The 25,254-nt window shown below is 34.9% G+C and carries 22 protein-coding genes and 1 tRNA gene; 16 read left to right on the forward strand and 7 right to left on the reverse strand.

What is annotated here, in order from left to right; genetic code table 11:
- Window positions 1-18 precede the first annotated feature (18 nt).
- Together BT156_RS18285 and BT156_RS18290 are read right to left on the reverse strand one after the other, a co-directional pair.
- The gene (locus BT156_RS18285) at window positions 19-1,491 is read right to left on the reverse strand and encodes a trehalase family glycosidase (RefSeq protein WP_072412313.1); all 1,473 of its coding nucleotides are present in this window, start codon (window positions 1,489-1,491) and stop codon (window positions 19-21) included.
- Window positions 1,492-1,493: 2 nt separating this feature from the next.
- Complete coding sequence (locus BT156_RS18290) at window positions 1,494-2,723, reverse strand: MFS transporter (RefSeq protein WP_072412315.1); 1,230 nt, start codon at window positions 2,721-2,723, stop codon at window positions 1,494-1,496.
- A 122-nt stretch (window positions 2,724-2,845) separates the two neighbouring features.
- Between BT156_RS18290 and BT156_RS18295 the strand changes: the two genes are divergently transcribed.
- Complete coding sequence (locus BT156_RS18295; RefSeq protein ID WP_072412317.1) at window positions 2,846-3,751, forward strand: AraC family transcriptional regulator; 906 nt, start codon at window positions 2,846-2,848, stop codon at window positions 3,749-3,751.
- Between the two features lie 237 nt (window positions 3,752-3,988).
- On the opposite strand, the gene BT156_RS18300 is transcribed toward BT156_RS18295, so the two are convergent.
- Window positions 3,989-4,543, reverse strand: coding sequence for a thioredoxin family protein (locus BT156_RS18300; RefSeq protein WP_072412319.1), 555 nt, complete (start codon window positions 4,541-4,543; stop codon window positions 3,989-3,991).
- A gap of 297 nt (window positions 4,544-4,840) precedes the next feature.
- Here BT156_RS18300 and BT156_RS18305 point away from each other — a divergent pair, with 297 nt between their 5' ends.
- The 4 genes from BT156_RS18305 (at window position 4,841) to BT156_RS18320 (ending at window position 11,849) form a co-directional block, all read left to right on the forward strand.
- A complete protein-coding gene (locus BT156_RS18305; RefSeq protein ID WP_072412321.1) occupies window positions 4,841-5,437 on the forward strand; it encodes a TetR/AcrR family transcriptional regulator in 597 nt (198 codons plus the stop codon).
- 362 nt (window positions 5,438-5,799) lie between these two features.
- The gene (locus BT156_RS18310; protein WP_072412323.1) at window positions 5,800-6,960 is read left to right on the forward strand and encodes an efflux RND transporter periplasmic adaptor subunit; all 1,161 of its coding nucleotides are present in this window, start codon (window positions 5,800-5,802) and stop codon (window positions 6,958-6,960) included.
- Between the two features lie 45 nt (window positions 6,961-7,005).
- Window positions 7,006-10,188 carry an efflux RND transporter permease subunit gene (locus tag BT156_RS18315; RefSeq protein WP_072412325.1) on the forward strand — a complete coding sequence of 1,061 codons (3,183 nt, stop codon included), beginning with the start codon at window positions 7,006-7,008 and terminating at the stop codon, window positions 10,186-10,188.
- A gap of 248 nt (window positions 10,189-10,436) precedes the next feature.
- Window positions 10,437-11,849, forward strand: a complete 1,413-nt coding sequence (locus BT156_RS18320; RefSeq protein WP_072412327.1) for an efflux transporter outer membrane subunit — start codon at window positions 10,437-10,439, stop codon at window positions 11,847-11,849.
- A 350-nt stretch (window positions 11,850-12,199) separates the two neighbouring features.
- On the opposite strand, the gene miaA is transcribed toward BT156_RS18320, so the two are convergent.
- Window positions 12,200-13,120: a tRNA (adenosine(37)-N6)-dimethylallyltransferase MiaA gene (gene miaA, locus BT156_RS18325; protein ID WP_072412329.1), complete on the reverse strand. Its 921-nt coding sequence runs from the start codon at window positions 13,118-13,120 to the stop codon at window positions 12,200-12,202.
- 227 nt (window positions 13,121-13,347) lie between these two features.
- Between miaA and BT156_RS18330 the strand changes: the two genes are divergently transcribed.
- From BT156_RS18330 to BT156_RS18345, 4 genes are all read left to right on the forward strand, one after another.
- Window positions 13,348-14,205: a YicC/YloC family endoribonuclease gene (locus BT156_RS18330; RefSeq protein ID WP_072412332.1), complete on the forward strand. Its 858-nt coding sequence runs from the start codon at window positions 13,348-13,350 to the stop codon at window positions 14,203-14,205.
- A 70-nt stretch (window positions 14,206-14,275) separates the two neighbouring features.
- Window positions 14,276-14,842 (forward strand): guanylate kinase, encoded by a 567-nt coding sequence (gene gmk, locus BT156_RS18335; RefSeq protein WP_072412334.1) that lies wholly within the window; start codon window positions 14,276-14,278, stop codon window positions 14,840-14,842.
- Between the two features lie 107 nt (window positions 14,843-14,949).
- The gene (gene nadA / locus BT156_RS18340; protein ID WP_072412336.1) at window positions 14,950-15,969 is read left to right on the forward strand and encodes a quinolinate synthase NadA; all 1,020 of its coding nucleotides are present in this window, start codon (window positions 14,950-14,952) and stop codon (window positions 15,967-15,969) included.
- Window positions 15,970-16,470: a hypothetical protein gene (locus BT156_RS18345; protein WP_072412338.1), complete on the forward strand. Its 501-nt coding sequence runs from the start codon at window positions 15,970-15,972 to the stop codon at window positions 16,468-16,470.
- Between the two features lie 52 nt (window positions 16,471-16,522).
- On the opposite strand, the gene BT156_RS22215 is transcribed toward BT156_RS18345, so the two are convergent.
- Complete coding sequence (locus tag BT156_RS22215; protein ID WP_435522180.1) at window positions 16,523-16,690, reverse strand: bacteriocin-like protein; 168 nt, start codon at window positions 16,688-16,690, stop codon at window positions 16,523-16,525.
- A 60-nt stretch (window positions 16,691-16,750) separates the two neighbouring features.
- A complete protein-coding gene (locus tag BT156_RS21965) occupies window positions 16,751-16,936 on the reverse strand; it encodes a bacteriocin-like protein (RefSeq protein WP_139255519.1) in 186 nt (61 codons plus the stop codon).
- Window positions 16,937-17,473: 537 nt separating this feature from the next.
- On the opposite strand from BT156_RS21965, the gene thrA reads away from it, so the two are divergent.
- From thrA to BT156_RS18385, 7 genes are all read left to right on the forward strand, one after another.
- Window positions 17,474-19,921: a bifunctional aspartate kinase/homoserine dehydrogenase I gene (gene thrA, locus BT156_RS18355; RefSeq protein WP_072412360.1), complete on the forward strand. Its 2,448-nt coding sequence runs from the start codon at window positions 17,474-17,476 to the stop codon at window positions 19,919-19,921.
- Between the two features lie 10 nt (window positions 19,922-19,931).
- Window positions 19,932-20,858, forward strand: a complete 927-nt coding sequence (locus BT156_RS18360; RefSeq protein ID WP_072412342.1) for a homoserine kinase — start codon at window positions 19,932-19,934, stop codon at window positions 20,856-20,858.
- Between the two features lie 25 nt (window positions 20,859-20,883).
- On the forward strand, window positions 20,884-22,188 hold the full coding sequence (thrC, locus tag BT156_RS18365; protein WP_072412362.1) for a threonine synthase: 1,305 nt from the start codon (window positions 20,884-20,886) through the stop codon (window positions 22,186-22,188).
- Window positions 22,189-22,193: 5 nt separating this feature from the next.
- Window positions 22,194-22,562, forward strand: coding sequence for a dihydroneopterin aldolase (gene folB, locus BT156_RS18370; protein ID WP_072412344.1), 369 nt, complete (start codon window positions 22,194-22,196; stop codon window positions 22,560-22,562).
- 36 nt (window positions 22,563-22,598) lie between these two features.
- Complete coding sequence (locus BT156_RS18375) at window positions 22,599-23,963, forward strand: DUF4403 family protein (protein WP_072412346.1); 1,365 nt, start codon at window positions 22,599-22,601, stop codon at window positions 23,961-23,963.
- Between the two features lie 36 nt (window positions 23,964-23,999).
- Window positions 24,000-24,488, forward strand: coding sequence for an RDD family protein (locus tag BT156_RS18380; protein WP_072412348.1), 489 nt, complete (start codon window positions 24,000-24,002; stop codon window positions 24,486-24,488).
- Between the two features lie 60 nt (window positions 24,489-24,548).
- Window positions 24,549-24,619 (forward strand) — tRNA-Cys (locus BT156_RS18385).
- Window positions 24,620-24,921: 302 nt separating this feature from the next.
- On the opposite strand, the gene BT156_RS18390 is transcribed toward BT156_RS18385, so the two are convergent.
- Window positions 24,922-25,254 (reverse strand): transposase (locus BT156_RS18390; RefSeq protein WP_072412350.1); only part of this gene is annotated, 333 nt, incomplete at its 5' end.

Consider the following 25,254-nt stretch of genomic DNA (forward strand, 5'->3'; position numbering starts at 1 on the left):
GATTTTTTATAGTTAGTTTTAATTTTGTTTTAATTTTAAGTAAACACCATTTGTCCAGCCGAAGCCGTCCTGATTTGGATATTCTCCACCTCCGGCAATCGTTTCTGTATCCAGAGCATTATATTTTTCCATTAATTTTCCGGTGTTGCTGTAAACTCTTTCAACATTAGAACACCAGTTATTTTTAATTTTCTCGGCCAGATCATCAAATCCATAATTTTTCATTGATTTAAAACCTAACCATTGATAAGGCGCCCAAGCATTCGGCAAATCCCATTGCTGTCCGGAATTTTTGGTTGTAGTAACCAATCCGCCCTGATACAAGAACTTTTCCTCTATATTTTTCGCAACAGATTTCGCCTGTTCGTCACTCGCTAAACCAAGAAATAAAGGATAAAGAGCAGCAATATGTTCAGACGGTGTTGTTGTGTGTTTTTTTGTGTGATAATCTTTATACATGTTTTCATCCCAAAAGTATTTATCGATCATCTGTCTTCGCTTTGCTGCTCTTTGAGTAAAGTAACTTTCCTTTTCTGTTAAATTTTGTAGCGCTGAAGATTTTGCCAATGTTTTTTCTAAATGCCATAAAAGACAGTTCAGATCAACCTCGGCAAGGTTCAGTGTTTCTATTGTTTGTATCGTTTCGCCATCTGCAAACCATCTGCTGGAAAAATCCCACCCCGATTCGCAGGCGCTTCTTATGTTTCTGTAAAATTCGTTTCCTGTATTTTCGCTGTCCTCAATATCAATTAAATAACTTTCAGGACGAGGTTCGTTTTCTGCATCGTAATAACGGTTTAAAACATCTCCGTCAACTGTTTTTACAACTCTGTTTGTATTCGAACCATTTTCTAAACTTTCTTCACCATTCATCCAGAAAGCGTATTCTTTTTCCAGTGTATCGTGATATTTGATGTAAATATTTTCATCTTTTTTAGTTTCAAAAAGCAAATCAAGCATCAAAGAAAAATACGGCGGCTGAGAACGGCTTAAAAAATGAGTCCGGCTCGCATTCGGAACAAATCCAACTGTCTGAATTAAATACGAACAGTTTTCAATGATATTTTCCATCATTTCCACTCTTCCCGAAACCTGCAAACCAAGCATAATAAAATAGCTGTCCCAATAGAAAAACTCATTGAAACGCCCTCCCGGAACCACATAAGGCTTTGGAAGTTGTAATAATGTTCCTTTTTCTTCGTAAGCAGTTCTTGTCAGTTCATCCCAAAGTTTTTCGATATGTTCGTTAATTGGCAACTGCTTTTCTCTCGTGATCGAAATTTTAGCTCCTAAGAAATCGAAATTTGACATTACAAAAGCTTTTAAATCAAAATCTTCTGTGTCTTTTTCCTTTTCATATTTTGAATTAATTTCAGCAATAGAAAATAATGGAACCGCATCTGTCATCATCTTTTGATCTTCAAAAACTTTAGATCTTTGAACATCATCAAAAAGAACCTGAATTTCGTTTATGTAAAGTTGATTACTCATTTTTATTTTTTAGGATTTATTTTTAATTTATTCATGAAAATTGCAGAAACAATCAACATTGAAAGTGGAATTAATGAAAGGTAAAACGCCTGCTGTCCGCTAAATTTTTCAAATACAAAACCTGTGATTATCGAACCAATTGTTCCTCCTATTGCAGAAAAAACGACAATCAAACCAGACATTGCACTGTGTAAATATTTTGGAATTGATGCCAAGATCACAGAATTAATACTTGGATAAATCGGAGCTAATAAACCGCCCATTAATGGAAATAAATACACAACCAATGGAGCGTTCAGCCAAGTTGTTCCTGTGTCGATATGAATATTGTGAGTTAAAGGTAAAACCAATAAAATACTTATTGCAAAACCAATCACACAAAAGGAAACAACGTAAATCCAACTGAATTTTTTCGAGAAAAAGCCCGATAAGAATCTTCCCAACGCAAAAGCACCCGCCAAAACCGCACCCGCCTGAATACTCATCGAAGTTGGAACTTTTAGGATTTCTTTATAAAAAGTTGGTGTCCACGTTTGGAAACTCTGTTCTACCAACACAAAAAGAAAAGCACATAATAAAAAGAACAACACTTTTCTGTAACTGAATAAACTTGCGCTGTTTTTAAGATCGCCAAGCAAGTCTGTTTTTTCGCTTTTTGCTTCATTTTCATTCAATTTAGAAAAGAAAAGAAACAAAAATGATAGTGTGGAAAGTGCACCCAACACCCAATAAACATTCAGCCAATGGGTAGATTTCGGATTATGGTCGTCTATAAATAAGCTGAATAAAACATTTCCAACCAGTACCCCAATCATGAAAAATCCTTCCAGATATCCCATAAAACTTGAGTGCTCTTTATCTGTATTCGTCACCAATCCGATGGATGTGAAAACCGAAATTTTAATTAAAGCGAAAGAAACTCCAACAATCGTAAACAGTAATTTGAAAAACCAGAAATCATTAGAAAAAGGCATTACAAAACACATACAGCTCACCAAAAACAATGCGATCAACATTGATTTCTTGATTCCTATTTTTGGTAAAAAAGATGCCAAAATGAATGAACAGATTGCAATCGGAAGGTCTTTGAAACCCTCCAAAACACTTGCAGAAGATTTCGAGATCCCGAAATTTTGCTGCATCTGTAAAATTACCGTTCCCACAGAATTCAAAAGAATAGCGAAAACGAAATAGTTTAAAAATAAAACCGCCTTTATGTTGAAATTTTTCATTAAATAATTTCTTGGTGGCTAAGATAGAAGCATTTTACTTAACGTTAATTTAACATAGTAAATGAATATTTGAACTATATTAATATAATTATTATTTTAGTCGATAAAATACGATTAACTGAATGAAAGTTACATTTGAACGAGTGATCCCCGATGAAAAGAGCTCTTTTCGCACAATCCATAACAACTCCCCTATTTCGGAATTTAAATGGGAATACCATTACCATCCCGAAATTGAACTCGTGTGCGTGATTTCGGGGAACGGAACACGCCACGTTGGTTACCACAAAAGCAATTATACGAACGGCGATCTAGTATTAATTGGTTCTAATATTCCACACTCCGGATTTGGATTGAACTCTATTGATCCGCATGAAGAAATTGTTTTACAGTTCAAGGAAGATATTTTGCAGTTTCCACAACAGGAAGTTGAAGCAAGATCTATTAAAAACCTTTTGGAGCTTTCAAAATATGGGATACAATTTCATACTAAGGTCAAAAAAGCGATGCTTCCAAGGTTAAAATTAATGCTGGAATCTGAAGGTTACAAAAGATATTTATTGTTGCTTGAAATTCTTTTCGAGCTTTCAAAATGTTCGGATTATGAGCTTTTAAATAAGGAAATCATGCCTTACACGATTATTTCAAGAAATAAAACCCGTTTGGAAAATATTTTCACCTTTGTTGAACACAATTATGACAAAGAAATTAATATTGAAGATGTTGCAAAACTAGCCAATCTCACCCTTCCCGCTTTCTGTAATTTTTTCAAAAAAGCCACACAGATTACGTTTACAGAATTTGTAAACAGATATCGTATCAATAAGGCTTGCTTGCTGATGGCACAGGATAAAAGTATCTCAGAATGTAGTTACAGTTGCGGCTTTAATAATGTGACTTATTTTAATAGAATGTTTAAAAAGTACACCCAAAAAACGCCTTCTGAGTTTATTAAAAATTATTCTCCTAGTAAAGTAAATGTAGATTTGAAGGTTGAAAATGAAGTTAAAATCAAGGCTAGTTTTTAAAGCTAAAATTGTGGATAACTCTGTGGATAACCGTGTTGATAACTTTTACAGCTAATAACTCGAACATATTAAATCCAACATAAAAGCCATAATTACAATAAATTAGAATAATATTTTCGTAAAATATAATTTGTGAACAATATTAATTAAAAAAGCTGCTCAAAAAGAACAGCTCTTATTTATTATCATCAAATTGCAAAGCCATCAACCGACAACCCGCAACCATCAACTTAAAATTTATTTCCATTTAATATTACAACCCATGCTCGGTCTTTGGATATCTTCCTGAGGTTCGCCTAATAAAAGATTTTCAAAAGCAATAATTAAATCTTCACCCGTCACATCTTTATTATTTCCAGGTCTTGAATCATCCATTTGTCCTCTGTAAATAAGATCTAATTTTTCATCAAAGAAAAAGAAATCCGGTGTACAAGCCGCTTCGTATGCTTTTGCGATCGCTTGACTTTCGTCATATAAATAAGGAAAATCAAAGTTCTTTTCGATTTGGAATTCGATCATTTTCTCTGGAGAATCATCCGGATATTTTTCTACATTATTAGCGTTGATCGCGATGAATTCTATTCCTCTTTCGTTATAGTCTTCATATAATTCGTTCAATTTATCAATTACGTGAAGAACGAACGGGCAATGGTTGCACATGAAGATCACCAATGTTCCTTTTTCACCTTTCAAATCATCCAATGACTGAATTTCATTACTTTTTGAAGGGTTCGGAAGCTCAAAAAAAGGAGCTTTTGTACCCAATGCGATCATATTTGAGGGAGTATTCATATCTTTTTTAGGCACAAAGATAAATATTTCTTTTATTATATAGGTAAGGAAGCTTGAAGCGGGAAGAAAGAAGTTATATAAATTCAAAAACAATGATGATATAATCGACCTAGGCTATTTATCCTATTAATTTTTACAATAATTTCAAAATTACCTACTTAAATTCCCATTCCTCCTGCATTCATCTGTTTATACAATCACTTTAAAACCATTAGTCAGTCTTAAATAGTAAAATACATTTGGAAGATATACTTAAAAGTTTGTAGTTTTGCTAACACTGTTAGTAAAATAAAAATCATGGGCTTACATGAGCGTCGTCAAAGAGAAAAAGAATCAATACGTGCCAATATTTTGGATGCGGCTTTTTCTTTGGCTAAAACGGAAGGTTGGGCCTCGCTTTCAATCCGTAAAATCGCAGACGCTATAGAATACAGTGCGCCAGTAGTTTACGATTACTTTGAAAACAAGGAAGCTATTCTGTATGAAATTTCACTGAACGGTTTTCATTGTCTGCACATAGAATTATTAAAGGCTCAAAAGAAGCATGATACTCCAGAAGAGCAGATTACAGCTATTGTTGATGCTTATTGGAAGTTCGCATTTAAAAACAAGGAATATTACCAGCTAATGTTTGGTCTGGGAATGCAATGCAGCGGAAAAGGTTTGATGAAAGAAGAATTTTCTTCATTTCAGGACATGATCTACGATTGTACTTATGAGATTATTAAGAAAAAAGGCTCAAATCCTGATAATGCTTGTCACTCCTCTCATGCTTTATTTTCAGCAGTGCATGGCTTAATTTCTATTATGATGATGCGTAACGATGATATCCCTTCTACAATGAATAAAACAACATTAGACGAAACGGTTGCGGCTTTTGTTAAATCTTTGTAAATTTTTTTTGAACCAAAAATTAACAGCGTTAGGAAAAGTAACACGGAATAATTAACATTATTCAAATTTTTTAAAATTAAAAAGAAAAAACTTTAAAATGAAGACTAAATTCATAGCATTACTTTATGTAATTTTCTTTCCTTACCATTAACACTGTTAGGAAAAATAACACTACACACATTATTTATACATTTAAAATCAACATTAATAAAATTGTAATCATGTAAACAATAATCTAATCAATATTACGAATTCTGTAATTTTTTTTGAACCAATCATTAACACTGTTAGAAAAAATAACGGAATTTAAATTAAAAACAATACTACTTAATCTAACACTTCATTAAAAATTTAAACTTAAAATGAAAACACTTGCAAAAACAAGGATTATCATACTAATTTCAAGTATTATCCTTTTACAGAATTGCACCAAGGCAGCCGAAGGATCAAACGCTGCTCCACCTGCACCAGAATTGCCAGTTTATACCGTAATCACATCTCCTGCAACAGTTTATCAGGAATTCCCGACAGCTTTAGAAGGGAAAAATAATGTAGAGATCAGATCTCAGGTTGACGGATATTTAGATAGAATTTATGTAGAGGAAGGGGCTTATGTAAAAGCCGGACAACCTTTATTTAAAATAGATTCAAGAGCTTATGGTGAGCAAATGAATATGGCACAAGCCAATTTACAAGTTGCCAACGCAAACATTCAGAAAGCTAAAGTTGAGGTTGACAGACTTCAGCCGTTGGTAGCTGCAAAAGTAGTTTCTGATGTACAGATGAAAACTGCAAAAGCAAATTATGCAGCAGCAGTAGCCGCAGCAGCTCAGGCAAAAGCTTCTGTGGGCGGAGCCAGAATCAATGTAGGATTTACTACGATCACAGCACCAGTTAGCGGTTATATCGGAAGAATTCCTTACAAAAAAGGAAGCTTAATTTCAAGAACAGACCCAAGTCCACTGACTTTGTTATCTGACATCAGCGAGATTTACGCCTATTTCTCTTTAAGCGAACTGGATTTTATTGCTTTTCAAAATAAATATCCCGGAGCAACTTTAAACGAGAAACTGAAAAATATGCCAATGGTAGACTTGGTGATTGCAGACAACAGCACGTATCCTGAAAAAGGTAAAATGAGCATTGTCGACGGACAGTTTGACAAAAGTACAGGAGCAATCAGCGTTCGCGCCGTGTTCCCGAATGCAAACGGAACGTTGAGAACAGGAAATACCGGTAGAGTTCGTATGCCTCAGTTATTCACAAGTACGCTTGTTATTCCTCAGGAAGCAACTTTTGAAATCCAGGACAAAACCTACGTTTATGTAGTTGGAAAGGATAAAAAAGTAACCGGAAAACCTGTAAAAATCTCTGGAAAAACAGAAAGCTATTACTTCATTTCAGAAGGTCTTGCTGTGGGAGATAAAATCGTATTTACAGGAATCGGAGCATTGAAAGACGGTGTTGCCATTAAGCCAAAAGTTATTTCTTCTGATAGCCTTTTGAGAGCAAAACCTTTGTAAAAAATCCTTTTCAAAAAACAGAAGACTTAAAAAAATAAACTTCTTATGTTAAAACAATTTATAGAAAGACCGGTACTTTCAACGGTCATCTCCATCATACTCTTACTCTTGGGAGCGATGTCGGTTTTTAACCTTCCGGTGACCTTATTTCCGGATATTGCACCTCCAAGTGTTCAGGTGACGGCATTTTATCCGGGAGCGAATGCAGAAGTTGTTGCCCGTTCGGTAGCGGTTCCTATTGAAGAAGCGGTGAACGGAGTGGAGAACATGACGTACATGACCTCCAACTCAAGTAACGACGGATCAATGACCTTGAGCGTATTTTTTAAACAAGGTTCTGACCCTGATAACGCTGCGGTAAACGTTCAAAACCGTGTATCAAAAGCGATGAGCCAGCTTCCGCAAGAAGTTGTACAGGCGGGAATCTCAACGCAGAAAGTTCAGAACAGTATGATCATGTTCATGGGACTTTCAAGTGATGATCCAAAGCAATATGATGAACTTTTCTTACAGAATTACCTTAAAATTAATGTAATTCCACAAATTCAGCGTATTCCGGGGGTTGCTCAGGCTCAGGTTTTCGGAACGAGAGATTATTCAATGAGAATTTGGTTAAAACCAGACAGATTAGCAGCTAATGGTCTTTCTCCACAGGAAGTTTTAGCGGCTATCAAAGATCACAACCTTGAAGCTGCTCCGGGACGTCTTGGACAGGGAAGTAAAGAAACTTACGAATATATTTTAAAGTATAAAGGTAAATTAAACAAAAACGAAGACTACGAAAACATTGCCATTAAAGCCAATAATGACGGTTCATTTTTAAGATTGAAAGATCTGGCGAGAGTAGAATTCGGTTCATATACTTACACAGCCGCGAACAGAGTTGACGGAAAACCGGTTGCAGGTTTCGCCATTTTACAAACTGCAGGTTCAAACGCCAACGAAATTTTAACTGAAATTGAAAAACAGGTTGATCAGTTCTCAACAACGCTTCCAAAAGGAGTAAAACCGATCATCATGTACAACTCTAAAGATTTCTTGGATGCGTCTATTCATCAGGTTGTAGAGACTTTAGTGATTGCATTTATCCTGGTATTTATTGTAGTGTATATTTTCCTTCAGGATTTTAGATCTACATTAATTCCTGCAATTGCGGTTCCGGTTGCGATTATCGGTACGTTCTTCTTCCTTCAATTATTTGGTTTCAGTATTAATATGTTGACATTGTTCGCATTGGTACTCGCCATTGGTATTGTGGTGGATGATGCAATTGTCGTCGTTGAAGCCGTCCATTCCAAAATGGAACAGACAGGAATGCCTGTTGAACAAGCAACGACGAATTCCATGAGTGAAATTTCCGGTGCCATTATTTCGATTACATTGGTGATGTGTGCGGTATTTATTCCGGTTGGCTTCATGCAGGGGCCTGCGGGAGTTTTCTACAGACAGTTTGCCTTTACTTTGGTAATTGCGATTATGATTTCAGCGGTTAATGCATTAACATTAAGTCCGGCTTTATGTGCATTATTATTAAATGATCCTCAGGGAGAACATGGCGAACACGGTCATAGAAAAGGTTTTGGAGCTAAATTTTTCAATGCATTTAATGCAAGCTTCAACAAAATGACCAGAAAATATATTTACAGCCTTAAATTTTTAATTAAAAACAAATGGGTAGCCGTTTCAGGTTTAGCGCTTATTATTGCTGCCAGTATTTTCTTAATTAATAAAGCTCCGACAGGATTTATTCCTACCGAAGATCAAGGTTTCGTGTTGTATGCAGTGAATACACCTCCGGGAAGTTCATTAGAAAGAACGCACAGAGCAACTGAACAAATCGATAAGATTGTAAATGGTGAAAAAGCCACCAACCACCTTTGGGTAGCTGATGGAATGAACTTCATCAGTAACGCCAACGCTTCTCCTTATTCTGCAGGTTTTATTAAATTGAAAGATTATGACAAACGTGGCGATATGAAAGATCCAGATCAAATTGCCGCAGCATTGACCGGAAAAGTTGCCCAAGTGAAAGATGCCAACGCATTCTTCTTCAACTTCCCTACGGTACAAGGTTTTGGTAACGTTTCAGGGTTTGAATTTATGCTTCAGGATAAAACCAACGGTTCTTTCGAGCAATTGGGGACTACCACTCAGGCGTTTATCGGAGAATTAATGAAACGTCCGGAAATTGCATTTGCCTTTACAACGTATGCAGCCGGAAATCCGCAATATACAATTGATGTTAATGCTGATAAAGCCAATCAATTGGGAGTTTCTATAACAGAATTGATGCAGACAATGCAAATTTATTACGGAAGTAGCTTCGTTTCAGATTTCAACAGATTCGGGAAATACTACAGAGTAATGGCTCAGGCAGATGTTCCTTATCGTACGGATGCGAATTCTCTGGAAGGAATTTATGTTAAAAATAATACGGGCGAAATGGTTCCTGTAAAGACTTTAGTGACTTTAAAAAGAACCTTCGGACCTGAAACTGTAACAAGAAACAACTTATTCAACGCTGTTACCATTAACGGAACTCCAAAACCTGGTTACAGTACCGGAGATGCGATTAAAGCGGTAGAAGAAGTTGCCAAACAATCACTTCCACGAGGTTACGGTTACGAATGGACAGGTATTACCCGTGAAGAGATTAAAACTGGTGGACAAACAGCGTTTGTTTTCATGTTAAGTATTTTATTTGTATACTTCTTATTGGCAGCTCAGTATGAAAGTTACATTCTTCCGTTTGCGGTTATTTTGACGGTTCCTACAGGGATTTTCGGAGTATTTGCTTTCACAGGATTAGCCGGAATTGATAATAACATTTACGTTCAGGTTGGATTAATCATGCTCGTCGGATTATTAGCCAAAAATGCGATTCTGATTGTAGAATTTGCCGTACAAAGAAGAAAAGCAGGAAAATCATTAATTGAATCTGCTCTTCAGGCTTCAAGATTACGTCTAAGACCAATTTTGATGACCTCATTTGCCTTCATCATCGGTATGCTTCCATTGGTTTGGACGCAGGGTGCGGCGGCAAAAGGTAACCACTCTATCGGTATCAGTACAGTTGGCGGGATGTTTACAGGAGTGGTATTCGGGATTTTCATCATTCCGGTGATGTATGTGATCTTCCAATATTTACATGAAAAAATGCCAAGCAGAAAACAAAAAAGACTGTTAAAACAAAAACAACAGGAAGAACTTTTAGCAACTGCTGATTAATAAAAAATGAATTACAAACTTTGAGAGATTTAAATTAACAAAAATAGAGCAGCAACTATTCAAACTACCATCATAAAAGCAAAGTATTTTCTCCTACTAAAGACATCTTTGTTTTAAAATAAAAACTCTCAAAGTTTTGTATTCAATTAAAAGTTTAAAAATTATGAAATCGCCATCACTTGGAAACGAAAATTTCAATAAAATCCAGCGATTACATGTAACCTTTTAATAAAAATAAATATCTCCATATGAAAAGAATAAAGAATATTTTTCTCACATTTATATTGGCTATAGGCTCGGTTTCATGTGTCTCCAAATTGGCATATGCAGAACCGGAGCTTGAGCTTCCAGAGAAATTCCAATACACGGCAACGGCTGATACAGCGAGCGTGGCAAATCTGGAATGGAAACAATTTTTCAGCGACCCTATTTTACAGGGTTTAATTGAAAAAGGAATTACCCATAATTATGATCTTCAGATTGCTTTAAAACAAGTCGCTTCTTCACAGGAAAAACTAAAACAGGCAAAATATCTTCAGTATCCGGATGTTGGTTTTGCGGTTTCGGGACAAATTTCGAAGCCTTCAAAAAACAGCATGAACGGGCAGAGTCTTAATTTATTTTTAGGTCAAAGCCATGTTGAAGATTACAATGCAGCCTTCAATCTTTCTTGGGAAGCTGATATTTGGGGCAAAATTAAAAATCAACAAGAGGTTTCAAGAATGCAGTATCTGCAAACTTACGAAGCTACAAAAGCAATTCAAACGCAGGTTGTTGCAGCAATTGCTCAAGGATATTATAATTTATTGATGCTTGATAAACAATTACAAATTGCAAAATCAAACTTAGATTTAAGCACAAATACCCTTTCTCTTACAGAAAAATTATGGCAAAGTGGCGATACAACTTCATTGGGGGTTCAGCAGGCTACTGCTCAAAAGCAATCGACAGAACTTTTGATCACTCAACTGGAGCAAAATATTGCCATTCAGGAAAATGCATTGAGTATTTTGGTGGGTGAAAATCCAAATAAAGTGAACAGAACGATTGAAATGTCAGACACTTCTTTACCTCAAAACATTTCTACAGGACTTCCTGCAGCGATGGTAAGCCGTCGTCCGGACGTTCGTCAGCAGGAATTGGTATTGTTGGAATCCAATTCAATGGTAGGAATTGCTCAGGCAAATATGTATCCGGCATTGAAAATCACAGCTAACGGTGGCGTAAATTCATTTAAACTTGATAACTGGTTTCAGATTCCGGCTTCATTATTCGGATCTGTATTGGGAGGATTAACTCAGCCTATTTTCCAGAAAAGACAATTAAAAACCGATTTAAATGTTGCTGAAATTCAGAGAGAGAAAAACGTGTTAGCGTTCCGTCAATCTGTTTTGAATGCAGTAGGTGAAGTTTCTGATGCCTTGGTTTCAAATGAAAGCTTAAAAGTTCAGGAACAAAAAGCAACCGAACAAGTTGCAACGTTGAAAAACGGAATTAAAAGTGCCGAAATGCTTTACAAAGGCGGAATGGCAAATTACCTGGAAGTAATTACAGCTCAGGGAAATTCCTTACAGGCTGAACTGAATCTTGCGTCCGTAAAAAGACAGAGATTAAGCAGTATTGTAGATCTATACCGAGCTCTAGGTGGCGGTTGGAAGTAGTCAATTAAATTAATATTGTTTGAAGTGCGGTTTTTCGGAATCGCACTTTTTTTGTTTTAATTGAACCGTTTATTTTCCGCTCGCACTGTCATTCAGAGCGAAACGCAGTGAAACGTGGAATCTAAGCTATGTTTGTAAAGATTCTTCCTTCGTCAGAATGACAATTGAACCATTAAGATTGCATTTATTTTTAAACGCAAAGTTTTAATATAGGAAAACTAATATTTGAGTGAGCAAAGAAAAGCGACAAAGTCGCTGACGAAGCTAGCTTATTAAGAATCAATTGCATTGATTCAATTCTTTGCTCCCTTAAATATGCAAAATTGAGAATAAATCTTTGCGTTAAAAAATTACTTGCCAAGTTCCTGATTAATATATTCAATCAACCCATCAAAATCCTCCTGAGAATATCCCAATTGCAAATAATGAATATCATCCGCTTTTCTATACCAAGTCAGTTGACGTTTTGCATATCTTCGGCTGTTTTTCTTGATTTCAGAAATGGCAAAATCCAACTCCCATTCTCCATCAAAATATTTGAATAATTCTGCATAACCAACCGTATTTAAAGCAGTCAATCCTTTGAATTTCTCCAGACTTTTCGCTTCTTCCAACAAGCCTTTCTCCATCATCATATCTACTCTCCTGTTGATTCTGTCGTACAGTTCTTCTCGGGGAGCTTCAATTCCGATTCGGATCACATTAAAATCTCTTGAATCCTGTGAAACAGCAATCAATTCAGAATATTTTTTATTCGTTTGCCAAATAATATCAATAGATCTGAAAAGTCTTCGATGATTATGAAAATCTACCACTGCAAAATACTCAGGATCGAGTTCTTTCAGGATTTCCTGTAATTTTTCAATTCCTTCGTTATCCAGAATCTCCTGAAGTTTTCGTTGATTCTCTTCATTAGCTTCAGGCAAATCATTCAGTCCTTCAATCAATGCTTTTTCATACATCATACTTCCGCCAACCAAAATGACGGTATCGTATTTTTCAAAAAGTTCATTGAGTTTTTTTAAGGCATCTTCCTCGTATTGTCCGATAGAATAATATTCCTGAACAGAAAGATTTCCAATAAAATGATGAGGTGCTTGCTCTAATTCTTCCTGCGAAGGCGAAGCTGTACCGATTTTCATTTCCTTAAAAAACTGGCGCGAGTCACAGGAAATGATCTCTGTGCTGAAATGGTTAGCCAAATCAATGGCCAATCTTGTTTTTCCAATTCCGGTGGGTCCTACAACAGAAATTAAGTTTTTCTTTTTCACAGCGCTAATTTACGAAAATTGATTTTTTATTTTCCACCACAAAAGTCACAAAAGACTTTCTTTGATTTTTAGATATTTAAAAGCTCAAAAAAGCAGAACGTAAACTTTTTTGCTCTTTTGAAAACTAAATATTTCTAAACTTTTCTTTTGTGACTTTTGTGGTTAAAATTGAATATAGTGAGAACACATACACTTAAATGTTTATCTTTGTACGACAATAAAAAACTATGATTTTATCAATGACCGGTTTCGGTAGAGCCGAAGATGTTTTTGAAGGAAAAAAAATAACCGTAGACGTTAAATCTCTGAACAGCAAAAGCTTTGATTTAAATATCAAAGTACCGTTACGCTATAAGGAAAAAGAATTTGAGATCAGAAAAATTCTTAACGACAGAATCATCCGTGGAAAAGTAGACTGTTATATCAATATAGAGAATCTTGAAGAGTCTAACGATGTGAAAATCAATAAAAAACTAATTGATTCTTACATGAATGAGCTTCGAAATATTGCTTCTGATGCTCCGGAATTTGAGTACCTAAAAATGGCGGTAAGACTTCCTGATGCGATCACATCAAGACCGGATGAACTGACGGAAGGCGAATGGGAATCTTTAGCAAAAATTGTTAATAATGCTGTTGACAAATTTGAAGATTTCAGAAAGACGGAAGGGAAAACCTTACATCAGGAACTTGAGAAGAATATTAAAAATATCGACAAATATTTATCCGAAGTCATTCCTTTTGAAGAAGTGAGAATTCAAAGTGTAAAAGAACGTTACCAAAAATCTTTAAAAGAGTTTGAAAACGTTGATGAAACACGTTTCTATCAGGAAATGGCCTATTTCACAGAGAAATTGGATATTGCTGAAGAAAAAGTAAGATTAACTCAACACTTAAAATATTACCTGGAAGTAATGGATAATGAAGATTTCAACGGAAAGAAACTAGGTTTTATTTCCCAGGAGATCGGAAGAGAGATCAATACATTAGGTTCAAAAGCCAATCACGCTGAGATCCAAAAATTGGTCGTGATGATGAAAGATGATTTGGAAAAAATTAAAGAACAAACGTTAAACGTATTATAATTAGTTGCTAGTTAATAGTTGACAGTTTCTTGATAAAACAAGCAACGAGAAACAAGCAACCAACAACCATATGAATAAAGTTATCATATTTTCAGCGCCGTCAGGAAGCGGAAAAACTACATTAGTAAAGCATTCTTTGAAAGTATTCAATGAGCTTCAGTTTTCAATTTCCTGTACAACAAGACAGCCAAGAGGAAGCGAGATACATGCAGTGGATTATCATTTTTTAAGTCCTGATGAATTCAGACAGAAAATTTCGGAAGATGCTTTTGTGGAGTTTGAAGAGGTGTACACTGATAAATATTACGGTACTTTAAAATCTGAAGTTGAAAAGATCTGGAATCAGGGAAAAGTAGTGATCTTTGATGTTGATGTAAAAGGCGGAATTTCTTTAAAAAAGTATTTTGGAGAGAAAGCCCTGTCAATTTTCATCGAACCGCCTTCCATTGAAGAATTGGAACGAAGATTGATCTCCAGAAACACAGATGATGCAGAGACTATCAAAACCCGCGTAGAAAAGGCAGAAGAAGAAATGTCTTACGCAAAAGAGTTTGACAAAATCGTGATCAATAACGATTTGGATATTGCAAAAGAAGAAATAGAAAGTTTAATAAAAAAATTTATAGAAAGAAACTAGAAGTTAGAGATTAGAAGTTAGTAAAAAATGCCGGCAAATTCCGGAGCAAATCTAACTTCTAATTTCTAAAATCTAACTTACTATAATCAAAAAACATTGAGGTTGATATGAGTACCGAAACATTAGAAAAAGCTAAATCTGCGATTCCCGTAAGAGGATTTTTGGATATAAAAGATTTGGTAATTCCTCAAGGAGAAGAATTGGTGAAGGCCATTCTTAAATTGAAAGAAGAGAAAAATGCGGTTATTTTAGCGCATTATTACCAACCTGGAGAGATTCAGGATATTGCTGATTTCCTTGGAGATTCTCTGCAATTGGCAAGACAGGCAAAAGATACCAACGCTGATATGATCGTATTCTGCGGAGTACATTTCATGGCAGAGGCAGCGAAGATCTTGAACCCAACTAAAAAAGTAGTTCTTCCCGACACCATGGCGGGATGCTCTTTGGCAGACGGTTGTTCAGGAGAAGGTTTGAGAAAAATGCGTGAACAGCATCCTAATGCTTTGATCGCAACCTACATCAACTGTAACGCTGAAACAAAAGCTGAAAGTGATATTATCGTAACAAGTTCAAACGCCGAAACGGTAATTGAAGCGTTGCCAAAAGACCGACCAATTATTTTCGCACCGGATAAAAATCTAGGAAGATATTTATCTCAAAAGACAGGTCGCGACATGATCCTTTGGGATGGAAGCTGCATCGTGCATGAAGCATTTTCCATGGAAAGAATTGCTCAGCAATTAGCTGATAATCCTGATGCAAAACTGATCGCTCACCCTGAAAGTGAAGAATCAGTATTGAAATTAGCTCATTTTATTGGCTCTACTTCTGCTCTTCTAAACTATGTTGAAAAAGAAGATTGTCAGAAATTCATCATCGCTACAGAAGAAGGAATTCTTCACGAAATGAGAAAACGTGCGCCACATAAAGAATTGATTCCAGCTTTGGTTTTTGATGAAAGCTGTAACTGTTCAGAATGTTTCTACATGAAACGTAATACAATGGAAAAGTTGTACTTATGTATGAAATATGAATTACCTGAGATCCTTATCGACGAAGAACTTCGTTTGAGAGCATTGAAGCCAATTGAGGCGATGCTAGATCTTTCGAAAAGTATAAAATAAATGAAAAAAGTATTTTCAATTATATTTTTATTCATCGTTATTTTTGGTTTTTCGCAAAATCAAAAACAAGCCATTATTAAACAAGCTAATGACATGAGGAAATACTTCATGGAAAAAAATTATAATGCTTTTAGTAATTACGTTTATGATGGGGTAATAAAAATGTATGGAAATAAAAAGAAAATGATTGAAGCTTCTGTGGATGCCATAAATAAGATGGAAAAAGCAGGTTATACTTTTAAAGATGTTACTTTTTCTGATGCCTCAGATATTATAAATAATAAGACTGAATTACAAACTGTAGTTCATCAAAAAATAGAAATGGAAACTCCAAAAGGTAAAATTTTAGGAGACTATTACTTAGTAGGTATTTCTAAAGATAATGGAAAGCTCTGGAAATTTATTGATACTGTAGGAAAAAACATCTCAGAGATGATAAAATATTTTCCGAACTTAAGTTCTAAGTTAAATATTCCGAAGAAAAAAATTACTTCTCAATAGCTAAAAAGTAATTAAAAATCAAAAGCACTGTAAAAACAGTGCTTTTTTTTTATTAAACCATAGGTGCATAACAAGTTCCTCCCGGCTTTCGCCAACATCCCCATCCTCCTGGACGGAAGCACACATAAGCTTCACCGCCGCATGCGTCTATCTGAACTTGAGTGAAACCTCCTTGAATTTTCGTTTGTTCTGCTCTAGACAATTTTTTTAAATTTTTCATAATTTATTTGAGTTTGATTGAGTTTAAAATATGAAATAACGTTTTAATAATAATTTTCAGTTATTGAGGAAAACAATCCATACTTACTAAAACTTTTGACTTACAGCACGACGGCAAAGCATCAAAAGCTTCGCATGATCTTGGAAACCCCGGCCCGTAAGGTCCCGGAGGGCACACATAATTGCAAGTTGCACCACCATTAATTGATTTCAGATTTTCTCTGTTAATTCTTTTTAGATTTTTCATAGTAATTTTATTTTGATATTTGAACTAGTTCGAAGCAGTCCATACTGACAAGAACACATTTTCTGCAAGTCTCCGGAAGCCCCCAATATGCTTCACAAGAATGAGTTTCATTAGGCCCAAAAGCACCTGTTGGGCAACCATTGCAATGAGTAATTGGAGGTACTCCTGCCCCATTAATTTGTTCTAAATTCTTTCTGTTTAATCTTTTTTGATTTTTCATAATAATTTGATTTAGTTTTGCTTATAAATTTAGTAAATATCTCTATTAAATCACACTATATTGAAAAATAATCCTTTACCTCTACATTTTGATATTTAAAAATAATTTGTACATTTGTTTTACAACAATGAAATTTACACGAAACATATATGATATTTCTGCTCTGAAGTTTTCTGCTTCTGAAGCATCTTCTGTTTCTACGATTACAACTACTACCCCATAACGGGGTACATTTTCACATATTATCACCGGCACCAGTGCTCTTTTTTTAAAGAGTGAAAAAATTCTATTGTCAATAATTCAAAATCAAAAAAATGATGAAAGTCCTCAAATTCGGCGGAACATCTGTAGCCAGTTCAGAAAATATTCTGAAAGTAGAAAATATCATTAAAAAAGAATCTTCACAAAAAATAATTGTTGTCGTTTCAGCGCTACATGGCGTAACAGATCATCTGATAAAAGCAGCTGAACAGGCCTCTAATAAAGATGAAAGCTATCTCTCAACCATCAAAACAATTGAAGAGAAACATTTAAATCTTGTAAAAGAACTTATTCCCATTCTAGAACAGAGCGCATGGTTAAGTTTTGTAAAAAAACATTTTAATGACATTGAAGACCTATGCAACGGAATATTTGTTTTAGGTGAATTTACAGATCGCACCAAAGACAAAATAGCATCTTACGGAGAATTTTTATCGTCAAATATTATTGCGGCAAGATTTAAATTTGAAAAATTAGATTCCGTCTGGATGAATTCTGCGGACTATATCATCACAAACAGCAACTTCACCAATGCAAAAGTTGATGTTGAAACCACTGAAAGAAATTTAGTTAAATATTTTAAAGAAAATCAACAGCAAATAACTGTTGCTCCCGGATTTATTGCTAAGGATCAAAACGGAAATATAACAACTTTGGGAAGAGGGGGATCAGATTATACAGCATCAATATTCGCGTCGTCATTAGATGCAGAAGAACTCCAAATATGGACTGACGTGAGCGGAATGATGACTGCAGATCCCAAGCTTTCTTCCAATGCCAAGGTTATTCCGAAAATATCTTATCAGGAAGCGATGGAGCTTTCTCATTTTGGAGCAAAAGTTCTTTATCCACCAACAATTCAGCCGGTTATGGTGAAGAATATTAATTTAATGATTAAAAATACTTTTGATCCCGAAGCTCCGGGTACTTTGATATCTCATAACATTAAAATTTCAGAAGGTGAAGAACAGCAAATCGCAGTAGGAATTTCAAATATGAGCAACATTGCCCTTCTTACTTTAGAAGGTAGTGGAATGGTTGGAATTCCCGGTATTTCAGCAAAACTATTTCAATGTCTTAGTCGTGAAAAAATAAATGTAATCCTTATCACTCAAAGCTCTTCGGAACATTCGATTACAATTGCAATCAATGAAAAAGACACTTTCAATGCAGAAAATGCCATCAATGCTTCATTTGAGGATGATTTAAAATTAAAAAGAATTTCACCTCTAAAAATAGAATCGGGACTTTCAATTGTCGCTCTGGTCGGAGAAAATATGAAAAACCGAAGCGGTGTAAGTGCCAAAATGTTCGGCTGTTTGGGAAATAACGGGATTAATATCAGAGCTATTGCTCAAGGTTCATCAGAGCGAAATATCAGCATTGTGATCTCAGAAAAAGATATTAAAAAAGCTGTAAATGTACTTCATGAAGAATTTTTTGAATCAGAAATAAAACAGGTGCATCTTTATATTTGCGGAACAGGGAATGTTGGCTCAAAACTGATTCAGCAGATTTATAATCAGAATAAATATCTGCAGGAAAATCTTTTGATTAATTTAAGAATTGCAGGAATTTCAAACAGCCGAAAAATGGTATTTTCGGATCAGGGAATTTCACAAAATGAATTGAATGAAAAACTAGAAAACGGTGAACAAGCTTCCATCAAAAAATTTGCAGAAGAAATTATTTCAAGAAACCTTAGAAACTCAGTTCTTGTAGACGTAACAACCAACGCACAGGTTCCCGAAATTTATGAAACTGTATTAAAAAGATGCATAAATATTGTTGCTTGTAACAAAATTGCCGCCTCTTCCGATTTTGAAAAATATAAATCATTAAAAAATATCGCTAAAAACCACAATCGCAAATTTTTCTTTGAAACTAATGTGGGAGCAGGTCTGCCTATTATCGGAACCATTAATGACCTGATAAGAAGTGGCGACCAAATCACTTCCATTCAAGCCGTATTGAGTGGAACATTAAATTTTGTTTTTAATAATTATGACGGTAGCAAATCGTTTTCCGAGATCGTAGCCGAAGCACAAAAACAAGGTTTTACTGAGCCCGATCCAAGACTTGATCTGGCAGGAACAGATGTTGTGCGTAAAATTTTAATTCTGGCAAGAGAAGCCGGATATTCACTTCAGTTTGATGAAATAGAGAATATACAATTTCTTCCTCAAGAATGTATGAACGGAAGCGTTGATGATTTTTACAGTATGATGATTCAATATGAGGATCATTTTAAAAAAATATTGGATGGAGCTAAAAAAGAAGGCAAAATTTTAAAATATGTTGCCGAATTTAAAGATGGAAAAGCCAAAGTAGGCCTACAGCACATCGCCCCGGAAAGTGACCTGTTTCACCTTTACGGCAAAGATAATATTGTCATTCTAAAAACTTTACGATATTCTGAGCAGCCATTAGTCGTAAAAGGCGCAGGTGCCGGCGCAGAAGTAACAGCAAGCGGAGTTTTTGCAGATATTGTACGTTCAGTTTAAATAATAAAATATGAAAAAAATAAAAATAAAAGTTCCTGCAACAGTCGCGAATTTGGTTTGCGGCTTCGATATTTTGGGGATGGCAATCAACCAGCCTTATGATGAAATGGAAATAAAATTACTGGAAGCTCCCGACATTGTTATAAAACACACAGATAATTTCGGGCTCCCTGAAAAAGCGGAAGAAAATGTTGCCGGAGTCGTCCTTTTAAAAATTCAGGAACATTTAAAGCTTAAAAATGGTTTTGAAGTAACTATTCATAAAAATATAAAACCGGGAAGTGGGCTCGGCTCCAGTGCGGCTAGCGCCGCCGGAGCCGCTTTTGGAGCCAATGCTTTATTAGGAAATCTTCTGTCTCAAAACGAAATGATTCATTTTGCAATGTTTGGAGAAGAATTAGCCTCCGGAGTGAGACATGCAGATAATATTGCTCCGTGTCTTTTGGGCGGAATAACATTAGTGAAATCAGCCGATCCTATTGATGTTATCCCGTTAAACTGTCCCAATCTCTTTGTTGCAGCGGTACATCCGCAGGTTGAAGTGAAAACATCTGATGCAAGACAGATCTTAAAGAAAAATATTTTGCTTAGAGATGCTGTACAACAATGGGGAAATATTGCAGGATTGGTAGCCGGAATTGAAAAAAACGACCATGCTTTGATCGCAAGAAGCCTGAACGATGTCATTATAGAACCTGTCCGAAGTATTTTGATTCCGAAATTTGATGACGTTAAAGCTAAAAGTTTACAGCTTGAAGCTTTAGGTGGTGGAATTTCCGGTTCCGGCCCTTCTATTTTTATGCTGACAGAAAAGGAAGAAACTGCACAGAAAATTGCTGAAATGATGAAATCAATTTACGATGAAATTGATATTGACAGCTTCGTGTATGTCTCAAAAATCAATCCCGCAGGAATTGAAATCATTAGTGAAGATTAGAATTAACTCAAATAAAACCAAGACAATGATTTATTATAATTTAAAAGATAAAAAAGAACAGGTTAATTTTAAAACTGCCACTATTAAAGGTCAGGGAAATGAAAAAGGCCTGTTTTTTCCCGAAAACATTCCTCAGTTTGAGAAGAATTTTATTGAAAATTTAACTCAATTCTCTGATGAAGAAATTGCATTTCGATGCATGAAAGACTTCGTTGGTGATGAGATCCCTGAATCATTATTAAAAGAAATAGTTAGAGAAACAATCAATTTTGAGATTCCATTGAAAAAAATCAATGATAAAATCTCTGTTTTAGAACTTTTTCATGGTCCTACACTGGCGTTTAAAGATATTGGGGCTCGATTTATGAGTCAGTGCCTATCCTATTTTTTAAAGGATGAAGATAAGAAAGTTACCGTTTTGGTAGCAACTTCAGGAGATACAGGAGGTGCAGTTGCTCATGGTTTTTATAAAACTCCGGGAGTAAGTGTGGTGATTTTATATCCAAAAAACAGAGTGAGTCCGGTTCAGGAAAAGCAACTGACCGCATTGGGAGAAAATATTTCAGCCATTGAGGTTAACGGAACTTTTGATGACTGTCAAAATATGGTGAAACAGGCTTTTTCTGACCAGAAAATTAACTCAAATTTATTTTTAACATCAGCCAATTCCATCAATGTAGCGAGATGGCTTCCCCAGCAGATTTATTATCTTTTAGCTTTAAAACAATGGCAAAAAAATAACAATGAAAATCCTGTAATTTGTGTTCCGAGTGGAAATTTCGGGAATATTTGTGCAGGAATTTTGGCACATTTCAGAGGATTACCTGTGGAACATTTTATTGCGGCCTGTAATGAAAATGATGTTGTTCCCAATTATTTAAATACTCAAAAATTAGAATATAAAGATACCGTTGCAACACTCTCAAATGCGATGGATGTTGGGAATCCAAGTAATTTTGTGCGGATTTTAGAACTTTTTCATCATCAATTTAATGATCTCAAAAATAAAATTTCAGGGTATTCCATTAATGATAATGAAACTTTAAAAACCATTTCGGAGGTTTACAAAAATCACGGATATACGCTGGAACCTCACGGTGCAGTTGCTTTTGCTTCGTTAGAAAAATATTTAGAAGAAAATCCTGATAAAAAAGGCTTCATTCTAGGTACGGCTCATACTGTAAAGTTTCCTGATGCGGTAGAAAAAGCTACCAATATGAAAATTGAAGTGCCAGAATCATTAGCTGAATTAATGAAGAAAGAGAAAAAAACTGTTGAAATTAACGCAGATTTTGAAGAATTAAAACGATTTTTGCTTGATCAAAATTAAAAACAATGAGCAAAATCTATCTTGAAGATATAAAAATATATGCCCATCATGGAGTTCTGCCAGAAGAAAATATCATCGGAACTTACTATATATTGAATCTGGAACTTCATACGGATTTATGGAAAGCTTCAGAATCGGATGATTTGAAGGATACTATTAGTTATGCTGATATTAACGCGATCGTTCACGATGAAATGAATATTAAATCTAAATTGTTGGAACATGTTGCAGGAAGAATTATTTCAAAAATTCATGAAAAATTTTCTCAGATTTCTTATATTAAATTAAAAATCACCAAAACTGCTCCCCCAATGCAGGGCGAAATGAAAGGTGCAAGTATTGAACTGGAAAAAAGTTTTAAACCTGAAAATTAAAATATCCTTATTTTCGTATTCTAAAAGCATAAGAAATTGAAATTCATTAAAATATTATTTCTCTTAACGTGTATCCATATTTTTGGACAAACCAATGTTGATAATCAATTGGCGGTTTATAATTTTCCGAAGATAAAATCCAGCATTACGATGCCGGTGACTATCCCACTTTCGGAAATCAATAACATGATCAACGCTTCTGTGAAAGACCTCATTTATCAGGATGATTCTTACACCGATAACAACAATGATCAATTCAAAGTAAAAGTCTGGAAAACCCGCGCAATCCGCGTAGTTGGAGGGACTAATCAAAATTTACTGATTGAGGTTCCGTTGAGAATATGGGCAGAAAAAGGCATCGGAACTTTGGGAGTTTACACATATCAGAATACCACTTTTGAAACGGTAATGTCTTTCAATACCTCTATAAGTTTTAAAAATAACTGGACCATTGTCACCAATACACAACCTAACGGTTTTAAATGGGTTACAAAACCTGTTCTGGATTATGGCAAAATTAAAATCCCGATTACTTCTTTAGTTGAAAAAAGCTTAAAAGAGCAACAGGAGAAATTCTGCAAAACGCTTGACCAGCAAATGGCTACGCAATTGAATTTTCAGCAATATGCGATGATGGCTTGGAATGTTTTTACACAACCTTTTAATATTTCTGAAGAATACAATACCTGGTTGAAAGTGACACCGATCAATATTAATATTACTCCATTAAAATTTTACGGAAACCAGATCGACACCAATATTGGAATTGATGTGTATTCTGAAACTTTTACAGGAAGCAAACCGGAATCTTCACAACCTATAAAAACAGCGAGTAATTTTAACTCAATTCCTGTTTTAGCAGATAAATTTTCACTTCAGACAACAGCTAATATTCCTTTTACGGAAGCCTCCAATATTGCACGAAAAACTTTTTTAAATAAAGAGTTTGATTTAAAAGGATCTAAAGTAAAAATCACTGATATCAGGGTGTATGGGTTAGATAATAAAATCATGATCGAAGCTCAAACGGACGGCTATATAAAAGGAAAAGCCATCATTTCCGGAATTCCTGTGTATGACGAAACCAAAAGAAAAATTGTTTTGTCTAATACCAAGTTTAAACTGAAAACCATGAATATTCTTCAAAAAACCGCTTCCGTTTTATTCCAAGGGAAAATTGTGAAGATGATTGAAGAAGAATACGGAATTCCTACTCAGGAACTCGAAGAAAATTCAAGAAAAAGCATTGAAGAAGCCTTTAATAAAGAATATTATAAAGGATTGAATATGAGAGGAAAGGTATTCAGTCTAAAACCAACCAATATCCTTTTAAATCCAACAGGAATTACCGCTGTTATTGACATTAATGCAACTTTAAAATTGATCGTCAACGGAATGTAAATTAAAAAAACTAAATTTAAAACTATAAACTAAACCATGAGAAAACATTTAAGAATCGTAGAAGATCACAGAGCAGATAAAGGCCTGAGAATTGCCAATTATTTTATAGATCTGATTATTTTTTATATTGTATATTTTGTAATTATTGGTATTTTATTGGCTATAAGCCCTTCATTTAATGGGTTTGTTTCCAATATGTCTACTATAACTGACAGGTTGTTGCTTATTGTTTCATACATCCTTTATTCGTTCCTTATTGAAACATTAACTGGCGGACAAAGCATCGGAAAACTGATTACAGGAACCAAAGTCATAATGATTGACGGAACAAAACCTACTGTTGGTAACTTTTTTGTAAGAAACTGCATACGTGGAATCATCATCATCGATCAGCTTTCTTTTTTAGGAGATAACGGATTTCATGACAACTGGAGTGATACAAGAGTAATTAAAGTGAAAAATTATATCGCTGAAAAACAGGCAAAAGACGATATAAACAGCCTTGGAGCAAAAGAAAATTTATAAAAAATTTTTGTAGCGTAATATATTTTGTTATATTTGCACACCTCAAAAATGGTAAACCATGGTACTTTGGCCGAGCGGCTAGGCAGTGGTCTGCAACACCATCTACAGCGGTTCGAATCCGCTAGGTACCTCATCGCCTTTCTATATAAAACTGAATATCAGTAAATTATAGAAAGGCGTTTTTATTTTGTGTCCATATTTGTGTCCATATTTGTGTCTACAATTCAAATAAACAGATTATTTGATTCTCTCTTTCACGAGATTGTGTTATATAAAAATTTAATCTAATAATACGTTTAATCATCTTTACAATTGTTATAGCACTCTAACTTATTATCCAAACGTTATGTTAGCTTAATAAAAAATCTAACTCTTATTAGTTACTCGCGCGTGCGTACTGGTCAGATTTCGGATCAATCTCAAAACTTGGGGACTAGGCAAAAAGTTTAGACAACCTGAAGAGGAAAAATGCTTTATCCCGCACGCCTCTTAATTGTACTCTGAAGTTTTTTATTTTAGCATTGAAAGACTCGGCGGAAGCATTCGTGCTTCTTCTTTCAAAATAATTGAGAATCTCATTGTAATGATTCATTATGGTTTTTCTGAGCACTGAGAAAGCTTTAAATCCTGATTCTTCCACCTCTTTAAACCAATGTGCCAATTTCAACAGTGCAACGGATTTTTGAATGTTTTGATTGTAAATTTTCCTCAGGCCATCAGATAAATTGTACGCTTTTTCTAAATCAGGATATTGCGAGAATAAGAT

It is taken from the genome of Chryseobacterium limigenitum (genome assembly GCF_900114875.1).
Lineage (GTDB): Bacteria > Bacteroidota > Bacteroidia > Flavobacteriales > Weeksellaceae > Chryseobacterium > Chryseobacterium limigenitum.